6 protein-coding genes are annotated in these 10679 nt (G+C 62.1%); 3 read left to right on the forward strand and 3 right to left on the reverse strand.

Annotated features, from left to right (window positions below):
- Positions 1-15: 15 nt before the first annotated feature.
- Entirely contained in the window at positions 16-2766 is a 2751-nt protein-coding gene (locus tag NW844_RS03220; protein WP_414333434.1) for a cation-translocating P-type ATPase, read from the reverse strand.
- Positions 2767-3008: 242 nt separating this feature from the next.
- Positions 3009-3359, reverse strand: a complete 351-nt coding sequence (locus tag NW844_RS03225) for a hypothetical protein (RefSeq protein ID WP_414333422.1) — start codon at positions 3357-3359, stop codon at positions 3009-3011.
- Positions 3360-3586: 227 nt separating this feature from the next.
- Between NW844_RS03225 and gltX the strand changes: the two genes are divergently transcribed.
- From gltX to NW844_RS03240, 3 genes are all read left to right on the forward strand, one after another.
- Positions 3587-5026: a glutamate--tRNA ligase gene (gltX, locus tag NW844_RS03230; protein ID WP_414333424.1), complete on the forward strand. Its 1440-nt coding sequence runs from the start codon at positions 3587-3589 to the stop codon at positions 5024-5026.
- A gap of 42 nt (positions 5027-5068) precedes the next feature.
- Complete coding sequence (locus NW844_RS03235; RefSeq protein ID WP_414333426.1) at positions 5069-8068, forward strand: GAF domain-containing protein; 3000 nt, start codon at positions 5069-5071, stop codon at positions 8066-8068.
- 162 nt (positions 8069-8230) lie between these two features.
- On the forward strand, positions 8231-9319 hold the full coding sequence (locus tag NW844_RS03240; protein ID WP_414333428.1) for an isocitrate/isopropylmalate dehydrogenase family protein: 1089 nt from the start codon (positions 8231-8233) through the stop codon (positions 9317-9319).
- Between the two features lie 25 nt (positions 9320-9344).
- Here NW844_RS03240 and NW844_RS03245 read toward each other — a convergent pair whose 3' ends face one another.
- Positions 9345-10271: a D-isomer specific 2-hydroxyacid dehydrogenase family protein gene (locus NW844_RS03245; protein ID WP_414333430.1), complete on the reverse strand. Its 927-nt coding sequence runs from the start codon at positions 10269-10271 to the stop codon at positions 9345-9347.
- Between the last annotated feature and the right edge of the window lie 408 nt (positions 10272-10679).

Below are 10679 nucleotides of genomic sequence, written 5' to 3' on the forward strand. Positions count from 1 at the left end.
ATGGAAGCTAGCCGGTTAACGGGGGCGCCAGCGGCAGTAGAGTTTTTCCAGATCTACCCAGACCATCACTACTGTGCTAAAGCCGACGCAAATGAGCAGCTCAGTGAGGGTCAGTTCTTCTGTCCCGAAAAAGTCGCGTAGGAAGGGCACATAGAGCAGGGCCAACTGCAGCAGCAAAGTGGTCAACACCGCCCCCAGCAGGTAGGGGTTGGAAAAGGGGTTGAGCTCGATGGTCAGCTTGTCGTTGGAGCGAACCGCCAGCGCATGGCCCATCTGGGCAATACACAGGGTGGTGAAGACCATCGTGCGCCAGTGAACGATGTAGGCTTCCACAATCCCCATCATGAGGATCGTCGCCAAGCCAAAGACGACGCCAATGCGCACCATGTAGGCGCCGAGCCCTTGGGCAAAGATGCTTTCTTTGGGGTTGAAGGGGGGACGCTGCATCACCCCTGGCTCCGCCGGCTCCATTGCCAAAGCCAGAGCAGGCAAGCCGTCGGTTACCAAGTTCATCCACAGGATCTGTAGGGGCGTCAGCGGCACGTCCTCTAGGCCCAGAAGGGGTGCAGCAGCCACGGTCAACACCTCGCCGATGTTGCTACCCAGGATGTATTTCACGAAGCGGCGGATGTTGCTGTAGACCACCCGCCCTTCTTCAATGGCCGCCACGATGGTGGCGAAGTTGTCGTCCAGCAGCACCATGTCGCTGGCCTCTTTGCTGACATCGGTGCCGGTGATGCCCATGGCAATGCCGATATCCGCTTGGCGCAGGGCAGGGGCGTCGTTGACGCCATCGCCGGTCATGGCCACAAACTGGTTTTGCTTTTGCAGGGCCTGCACGATGCGCAGCTTGTGTTCGGGAGCCACGCGGGCGTAGACGTTGACCCTCTGCACCGTCTCCATCAGCTCCTCAAAGCTCAGCCGGGAGAGGGTGCGCCCATCAATGGCCTGGTTCTCGGAGTCGAGGATGCCCAGCTCGCGGGCAATAGCGATGGCGGTGAGTTGGTGATCGCCGGTAATCATCAGGGTGCGGATCCCGGCCTGCTGGCAGCGGGCTACCGCTTCCCGCGCTTCGGGCCGAGGGGGATCGTACATGCCCACTAGGCCCAGCCACACCAGGTTGCGCTCGATCTCCTCCAGGTTCTCCGGGATCCGCTGCAACTGCTGAGTGGCCACCCCCAAAACCCGGATGCCCTGGCCGGCGAGGCGGTTGTTGGCGCCCAAAATGGCCTGGCGATCGGCTTCTGAGAGCATCTGCCAAGTTCCGCTTTTCTGGATATAGGTGCACTGCTCCAGCACCAGCTCGGCGGATCCCTTAACGTAGACGCGGTAGCTGCCCTCCTCTTGCACCACCACGCTCATGCGCTTGCGTTCCGAGCTAAAAGGGATCTCCTGCACCCGCGGGTGCTGCTCTTGCAAAGAGGCTTTCTGCAGGTTGGCCTTGGCGGCAGCCACCAGCAGGGCGGCCTCGGTGGGATCCCCCAGGATTGACCAGGTGGGGGCAGCGCCGCGCTGGGCTGAGAGATTGGCTTGCAACAGGGCATCGTTGCAGAAGACCACCGCCCTGAGAAAGGCCTGCAAATCGGGGGCACTCTGGGGATCGATGGGCTGGCCGCCGCAGTAGAAGGATCCCTTGGGAATGTAACCGCTGCCGCTGACCTGGTAGTGGCGCTCGGGGGTGAGGATGTCGGTGACCACCATTTTGTTTTCGGTGAGGGTGCCGGTCTTGTCGGAGCAGATGGTGGTGACGGATCCCAGGGTCTCTACGGCCGGCAGGCGGCGGATCAAGGCGTTGCGGCGCACCATGCGCTGGGTGCCGATGGCCAAGGTAACCGTGATTACAGCCGGCAGCCCCTCCGGCACCACCGCCACGGCCATGCTGAGGGAAGTTTCCAGCAGCGCGGTGAAAGGCGCCATGCTCCCGGCCTGGAGCAGCCCCACGATCACCACCAGCGCCACCAAGGCCAGGGATCCCGACACCAGCACATTGCCCAACTGGCTCATGCGCCGCTGCAGGGGGGTGGGCTCGTTTTCTACCGTCTGCAGCAGCCTGGCCACCTTGCCCAGCTCCGTGTTCATGCCGGTGGCAGTAACCAAGAGGATCCCTCGCCCCTGCAGCACCTCGGTGCCCATGAAGGCCATGTTGCGCCGCTCGCCCAGCTCTGTGTCTTCGGGGAGGACACAATCAGCCTGCTTGGTGACCGGTACCGCCTCTCCGGTCAGGGCCGCCTCTCGCACCTGTAGGTTCACCGCTTCCGCCAAGCGCCCATCGGCTGGGATCTGCACCCCCGCTTCCAGCAGCACCCGATCCCCTGGCACCAACTGGCTGGCGGGGATCTCCTGCCACAGCCCGTCCCGCTGCACCCGCACGCTGGGGGAGGCCAGCTTTTTCAGGGCCGCCAGCGCTTTTTCCGCCCGGCTTTCTTGCAAGTAGCCCAGCAGACCATTGAGGCCGACGATCAACAGAATGGCCAGAGCATCTTTGGGGAACTCGCCTTCCTGCAAGTCCAGAGTCGCTGAGATCGCCGCCACGGCGATCAGCATCAGCAGCATAACGTTGCGGAATTGGTCGAGAAAGAGCTGCCAGGCGCTGCGGCCAGAGGTGGAGATCAGCTCGTTGGGGCCGAATTCCCGCTGCCTCTGGATCACTTGCTGAGCGGTGAGGCCACGATCGGGATCGGTGTGCAACTTCTGGATGGCGGCGGCAAGGGGGAGGCTATGCCAGGCAGCAACCGAAGAAAGAGGGGATCCATCCGGTGGGATCATCGCGACCACTCGAGGGTTCTTGCCGAATTTTGACATATTCCCCGTCCCGGCGGAGCCGCTGTTGCCGGGCAACACTGCGCAAACAGCCCCTAGACAGCCGTTTGGGTTTTTCGGTGCTCTCGCCGCTATGCAAGCCAAAAGCCGCCCCACCGGCTTGCCTCCGCGTAGGGGCAGAACGGGGCTCCAGACCCAACTTTTCGGCCACAAGAGCGAACTGCTGCTGGAGCGAACCCTGGATATCTCTAGCGCAAGATTTCAGAATCCAAAACAGGCTCTGTCTGGGTGACGCGATAGTAGCCGGCCTGGGTACGAACCGAGGCCTGGTAGGGGCTGGGCAGATCCAGCGAGCGCAGGGGTGGGATGTTGGCGCGCTGGTTGAGCAAAGTGGTGAAGAAGGCGGTGGTTCGCCGGGCCTGGGAGCGCACCACCTCTTCAGGGAAAATCACTGGATCCACATCTTTGCCCCTATCTAGCAGGATCTCATCCAGGGCATCCCCCACTGGGTAGGAAGGATAGGCGATTTGGGCAAAAGCGGATCCAACCGGGATCCCAGCAGCTAGACAACCCAGAACAATGGCTAAGGCCAGACGCATGTGCCGTGATTCCTCCTACGCTACAGCTTGTTCCTCAACACCGGAAAAAAAGCGAGATTTGGGCGTTGCCCACCAACTTTTACCCCCGGGGAGCCTACCTGTTGACCGGCAGCTAAGGCGGATTCTACTCGACATGCCTCAATTGGCAACCACTTGCAGCCCCCAACATGACAAGGGATCCCGCCGCCGACTAGGATCAAGATGCTCTGCTTGGGATCCATAAGCCTGTGAGTGTTCGCGTTCGCCTTGCCCCCAGTCCAACTGGAAATTTGCACATCGGCACCGCCCGGACGGCAGTGTTTAACTGGCTGTATGCCCGCCGCCACGGCGGCCAGTTCATCCTGCGCATTGAAGACACCGACCGCGAGCGCTCTTCCCCCCGCTACACCCGCAACATTTTGGCGGGGCTGGCCTGGCTGGGGCTGGACTGGGACGAAGGGCCCATCTACCAATCCAACCGCATCGCCCGCTACCAAGCGGTGGTGCAGCAGCTTTTGGAACGGGGGCTGGCCTACCGCTGCTACGTCAGCGAGGCGGAGCTGGAAGCAATGCGCGCCGCCCAAAAGGCCGCCGGCAAAGCCCCTCGCTACGACAACCGCCACCGCTTTCTCACCGAGGAACAGCGCCGCGACTACGAAGCCGAGGGCCGGCAGCCGGTGATCCGCTTCAAGATCGAGGAGCCCCTGGAGGTGTCCTGGGTGGATCTCATCCGCGGCCCCATCACCTGGAACACCCAGGACTTGGGGGGGGATATGGTGATCGCGCGGGCGGATGGCTATCCTCTCTACAACTTGGCGGTGGTGGTGGACGACATCGACATGGGCATTACCCACGTCATCCGCGGCGAAGACCACATCGGCAACACACCCAAACAGATCTTGCTCTACCGCGCTCTGGGGCATGAACCGCCGCAATTTGCCCATTCCCCCCTCATCCTCAACCCAGAAGGGAAGAAGCTCTCCAAGCGGGATGGGGCGACCTCGGTAACAGAGTTTCAGCAAATGGGCTTTTTGCCGGAGGCCCTCAAAAACTACTTGGCTTTGCTCAGTTGGTCGCCCCCAGATGGGGAAGAGCTTTTCTTGTTGGAAAAGGCAGCTACACAGTTTGACTTCGACCGGGTCAACCGGGCCGCTGCTCGCTTCGATTGGGACAAGCTCAACTGGATCAACAGCCAGTACATCAAGCAGCTCTCGCCGGCAGAATTGGTGGAGCGGCTGACGCCCTTTTGGCAGGCGGCGGGGTTTGACCTGGGATCCGTGCCGGATCCCGGTTGGCTGGAGGATGTGGCTCGCCTCGTTGCCGAGGGCATCGACCGCCTGACCGAGGCCCCTCCCCTCAGCCGCTTTTTGTTTCAAGAGCCCCTTAGCTATACCTTGCCAGCTTTGGAACAGTTGCGCCTGCCGGGGGTGGCGGAAGCCATGGCGGCCACGGCGGCCACGTTGGCCGCTGCCGAGTTGCCCCAGCCCGTTGCCGCAGACAGCCTGAAGCCGCTGGTGGAGCAAGTAACCAAAAGTCAGGGCATGAAAAAGGGCTTGCTGATGAAAAGCTTGCGGGCCGCCCTGACAGGGGATCTGCAGGGGCCGGATTTGATGGCCTCTTTTGCGCTGCTGCAGCGGCGGGGCTGGGCTTTGGGGCGGCTGGAGGCGGTGCAGAAGTTGGTTGCCTGACTGAAGTTTTGAGTTTGCTCAAGTTTTTGATTGCTTGCTGCTATGCCTTTGCAGGCTTGTGTCGATCCAGATTCCTCGTTGTTGATCCAGCTCCAAGCTGCCAACCAAATCGTCCAGGAACTGGTGCTTCTCTCTTCCCAGGGATCCTCAGAAGCGGCAGAGCCGGAGGTGCTGGAGCAGGGCTTGCGCAGGTTGGCCCAGACCCTGGTGCAGCAGATGGTGAGCCGCTTGGGCGTGGCCTCCGCCCGCCTTTGGTTTTTCGACCCGCAGGAGGGCTGCTTTCAGTCGGTGGCCCATGCCGGCCTGGTCAGCCCTGCCCACGATCAAATTGAGCGGATCTACCCCGATGACAGCCCTATGGGGCGTGTGGCCCAGCAAGGGTTGCCCCTCTTGAGCAACAACCCGGATCAAGAAGCCTGGATGCCTGCCCCGGAGTGGGTGAGGGCTAATGGCCTGCGGGGCTTTGTCGCCCACCCCATTAACCGCGGGGAGGAGCGGCTGGGCGCTTTGGCCCTGCTGAGCCGGATCCCTCTGCAGGCCAGCTTTGTGGAGGTGGTAAAGTTCCTCTGCTCCTATACGGCCAGCGCCATCATCAATGCCAAACTGCTGGAGCGCAGCCGTCGGCAGGCGGTGCGGGAGGCGTTGCTCAACCGCATCACCAGCACTGTTCACCGCTTTTTGCAGTGGGATCAAATCGTCAGCACTGCCCTGAGGGAGCTACAACAGGCCTTTCTCCCGAAAGGCGTGCAGGGGCTGAGCCGCTGCTGTTTTTACAGTCTCAACCCGGACCAGCAGACGGTTCAGGTCACCCACGAAGCCCTGAGCCCTGGACTAGCCCCTTGCCTACGAGAGGTGTACCGGATCCAAGACTTTGGCTCGCTTTGCGAGCGCTTGCGGGCGGGGCAGGTGGTGCAAATCGCCCTGCCTCTGCCGCCGGATGGAGATCTCCTGCCGCCGGCGGGGCTGGCTGCCTTCCAGGCGCTACAAGCTCGCTCGGCGGTGCTGATCCCGGTGCAGTCGGTGGGAGCGGAGATCGGCGGGAGGGATCCCTATAGAGGACGGCCCGGTGTGCAGGGGGGGATGATCGGGTTACTGGGGGTATACATCACTACACCCCATCCTTGGCAGCCGGAGGAGATCGACCTGTTGCGCTCGGTGGCCTATCAACTGGCGATTGCCCTGACCCGTTCCAGCTTGTTCGAGCATGCCCATCAGCAGACGGAACGGCTGGCGCTGTTGCACTCGATCACAGCGGCGATTCGCTCCAGCCTGGATCCCACCACCCTCTTCCACGCGATCACCCAGCAGATCGGGGCGGCTTTTCAGGCGGATGTGTGTATCTTGGCCCTTTGGCAGCCGGAGCAGGAGCTGCTGTGCCCCGTGGGCCTCTATGCGCCGCAGCTTAATCCGTCCGTTCTCGTGAGCGGCACGGAGTCCTCGTTGGATGCCCTGCTGATGGGATCCCCAGAACTCTCGGAGACAATTCTTCAGGCCAGGTTGCGCTGGGCAGCCGGTCTGTTGGCCACCTTGAAGGAGCCGGTGGTGGTGCCGGATGACTTGCAGCCGCAGCGGCAGGGAAGTGGGCTGTTGTGGGTACCTTTGTATGACCATCCGCAGCGGCAGCAGGAGCTGTTGGGGGGGATTGCCCTGCTGCGCGGCTCCCGGATCCCTTCTCCTTGGCAGCCGGAGGATCTGGAGTTGGCGGAAGCCGTGGCCGAGCAGGCAGGGATCGCCCTCAAGCAGGCGCAACTGTACGAGCAGACCCGCATCTCGGCTCAGCGGGAAAGCCTGTTGCGCCAGCTCGCCCAGCGCCTCAGCGGCACCTATGATCCCCAGCAGGTGGTGCAGATTGCCCTCGAGGGTATGGCAGAGGCTTTGCAGGTGGATCGCTGCGATTTTATCGCGCCCCCTGCAACTCCGCAGCCTTCATCTGCTTCTCCCCCAGAGCCCCTGGCCATTCACCAGGAGTATCGTCGTCAGCCGGGGATCCCTTCCCAGGTGGGACAGACTCTGCCCCCTGAGCTGGGCCAGCTCATCTGGGCCAATTGCTACCGCCAGCTAGACACATTGCTGATTGCCGATGTCCACACCTTCCCGCTGCCTGCCCACACACGCCAAAGTCTGCTCCAGAACGGCATCCGCTCCCTGCTGGCTGTGCCGATAGTCACCGATGCTCGCCAGGTGGCCGGGGTGCTCTGTGCGTTCATGCCGTCGGTTGAGCCCGGCAAAACCGCCGATGCCGTCGGACTTGCTCCCGGAGACGCGGACTTGGTGAACGCGCTGGCGGACATTACGGCAGTGGCCTTGCAGCGGGCCTCCTTCTACGAGCAAGTTCGCCGTCAGGAGGCGACAGCAGCAGCTTTGCGGGGTCTAACCGAGGGGCGAGAGGCGGAAAGTCGTCGCTTGGCCGCCGATCTCCACGACCAAACCTTGGCGGATCTGGGAGCTTTATCTCGCCAGATTCAGGAGCTCTCTGGGGATCCAGCCGTTGGCCCCGCTGTCCAGACCCAGTTGCAGGCCATGAGCGCCCAACTGAGGGAAACCATGGCCGAGTTGCGGGGGATCGTGGAAGATTTACAGCCGACGGCCATGCGGGCCTTTAACCTGGGCCCGGCCCTGCGCAGCCTCCTGGAACGGGCCGCCCAGCGATCCCCGCATCCCCTCCTCACCCGTTTCGACAACCAAGCCGATGGCCTGCTCTCCCGCCTCAGCCCCGCCTGCCAGAGCAACATTTTCCGCATCGTGCAGGAGGCCCTCAACAACATCGTCAAACATGCAGGGGCACGGCGCATCGATCTCATCATTCAGCCCCGGCAGGATACTCAGGCTCTCTGCACCCACTTGGAGCTGAAGATCATCGACGATGGCTGCGGTATGCCGGAGTCCAAGGGTGGGGCGGATCCCATGCCTGGCCATGGACATGGGCTGCTCAACATGCGCTACCGAGCCGAGTTGATCGGGGCCGCCATTGCCTGGCGTAACCGCCGCTTCGGCAGTGGCACGGTCGTGGAGCTGCGGATTCCCTTGCCCCCGACTCCCTAATTTCGTCCCCGGCCCCGCCCATTGACAAGGTAGCGGATGCAGCATTTTCGCTCTCAACCTGTTCTATAGTCATTGAAGCCTAGGGGATCCCCGGTTATCTGACCTATCTATGGGGGGATCCGCCGGCAAGACGGAGTTTTCACGCTGCGAGGAGAAGCATCGGTGGCCTATCGTGTGACTTTGATTCCTGGGGATGGCATCGGCCCGGAAGTGACCAAGGCGATGACCACGGTTTTGGAGGCTACCGGGGTTGGGTTGGAATGGATCCCGGTAGAGGCAGGGGTGGAGGTGATCGAGAAATACGGCACCCCCTTACCGCCCCACGTATTGGAGTCGATCCGAGAGACCAAGCTGGCCATCAAAGGGCCCATCGGCACTCCCGTAGGCACCGGCTTTCGCTCGGTGAATGTGGCCATCCGCAAAGAGCTGGATCTCTACGCCAACCTGCGCCCGGCCAAGTCCATCCCGGGGATCAAAAGCCCCTTTCAAGACATTGACCTGGTGGTGGTGCGGGAAAACACCGAAGATCTCTACGCCGGGATCGAGTTTGAGCAGGGCACACCGGCAGCCATCCAAGCGCGGGAAGCCATGATGCGCCTTTCCGGCAAACCCATCCGCGAGGGATCCGCCATCGGCATCAAGCCCATCTCAGACTTCGGCAGCCGCCGCATTGTCAAGTTTGCCTTCGAATACGCCCGCCAAAACGGCCGCAAAAAGGTAACTGCCGTCCACAAAGCCAACATCATGAAGTTTACCGACGGCCTGTTTTTACAGGTGGCGCGGGAGGTGGCCCAGGAGTACCCCGACATCGAGTTTGAAGATCGCATCGTGGACAACATGTGCATGCAACTGATGCAGAAGCCGCAGCTCTACGATGTGCTGGTGCTCACCAACCTCTACGGGGACATCATCTCGGATCTGTGCGCCGGCATGATCGGCGGGCTGGGGGTGGCGCCAGGGGCCAACATCGGGGATGGCATTGCGGTTTTTGAGGCCATCCACGGCTCGGCGCCCAAGTATGCCGGCCAAAACAAGGTCAACCCCTCTGCCCTTATCCTCTCCGGGGCCATGATGTTGCGCTATCTGGGCGAGCGGGAAGCCGCCGCGAGGGTAGAAGCGGCAGTGCAGTCGGTCATTGCCGAAGGCAAATACGTCACCTATGACCTGGCGCAAGGGGAGCCCGTCGGCACGCAAGAGATGGCCGAGGCCATCGCCGCTCGCGTGCAGGAGATGGCCCCCCGCGAGTCCTAGCTCCCCTCTCTCAAGGGGTGAGGGCTCAATAGCCCAAAACCGGATCCACCACCCCCAGCAAGGGATCCCCCAGCCGAAAGCGGCGCACATTTTCCCGCACCCGCTCGGAGAGGGCAGGAACAATCATGGCGTCGGTAATGGCTGTGTGGGGGGTAATGAGGCAATTGGGCAAGCTCCAGAGGGGATGCCCAGCCGGCAAGGGCTCAGGATCCGTGACATCCAAGGCGGCCCCGCGAATCACCCCCTGTTGCAGAGCGGCCACCAAGTCGGGGGTCACGATGTGTTTGCCTCTTGCCACATTCACCAGCCAACACTGGGATCCCATCTGCTCCAGCTCCCGCCGGGCGATGATCCCCTCTGTTTCCGGGGTGAGGGCCAAGGCCAGGATCACCACATCCGCCCCTGCCAGCACCGCCTGCCGTTCTGCCAGCGTCACCACCCGGCTGGCTCCTGGCAAGGGATCCGCCCTGCGCCGCACCACGTCAATGGAACAGCGGAAGGGCTGTAACAACTGGATCAGCGCCTGGGCAATGCCCCCCGCCCCAAAGATGACCACGCGGCTGCCCCAGAGGCTGGTGCCGGATCCCGCCTGCCAAGTCTGAGCCAAAGCACGGCTTTTCAGATCCCGCAGGCCGGCCAAGGTGAGGGCCAGGGCATGTTCGGCCACCGCCTGAGCGTACACCCCCTTACCGCAGGTCCACACATAGGCGGGATCCAAAACCCCTGCCTGGGCAAAAGGTTCCACCCCTGCCCAGGGCAACTGCACCCAGCGGATCCCCTTTCCTTCGGCAAGACACTGCTTGAGCTTGGGCACGTCAAAGGCATCTGCCCACACCAGCGCCTCCGCTTCGGCCAGCGGCACCAGCTCACCACCCCCTGCCAAAACGGCCTCTTGCAGCCAAGGACGCAGATCCCCAGGTTCGACGGCAATACGCCTGCCTTGGATGCCCATCGGAGCGCTTGAAGAAGACTTTCCCTTTGCCAGGATATCGCCGGCAGAAGGGGAAAAGCCTCAGGGGTCGGCCATCGACGGCAACTGTTAAGGGATCCCAAAGGGAGGATGGGAAGGGCTGCCGGAATCGCTAGGTTGGGGACTGGTGCCCTCGGTTGTTGTTCTTTGTGCTGTCATGAGCCTTTCTGAGTTTTTAACCTTGGTGCTGCTGCTCTTTCCGGGCATTTTGCTCTCTTTAATTTTGATGGCCACCTTTGCCGCCGGCGGATAGGGGCTACCACAAGTGTCGTCGGCTGGAGGAGTAGTCATTGATCAAATAGCAAAATCAAATAGCAAAAAAACGTTTCTCTACGTTGTTATTGCTACGCAACGCTGTCGCGAACGCACCACCCTAACTCCCCTCTCCCT

The organism is Synechococcus sp. H55.2, from assembly GCF_047462495.1.
In the GTDB taxonomy this organism is placed as follows: Bacteria; Cyanobacteriota; Cyanobacteriia; order Thermostichales; family Thermostichaceae; genus Thermostichus.

Excerpts from the sequence above, each read along its gene's own strand:
- NW844_RS03235 (WP_414333426.1), top strand. The coding sequence starts at position 5,069 with ATGCCTTTGCAGGCTTGTGTCGATCCAGATTCCTCGTTGTTGATCCAG.
- NW844_RS03220 (WP_414333434.1), bottom strand. The coding sequence starts at position 2,766 with ATGATCCCACCGGATGGATCCCCTCTTTCTTCGGTTGCTGCCTGGCAT.
- NW844_RS03245 (WP_414333430.1), bottom strand. The coding sequence starts at position 10,271 with ATGGGCATCCAAGGCAGGCGTATTGCCGTCGAACCTGGGGATCTGCGT.
- NW844_RS03225 (WP_414333422.1), bottom strand. The coding sequence starts at position 3,359 with ATGCGTCTGGCCTTAGCCATTGTTCTGGGTTGTCTAGCTGCTGGGATC.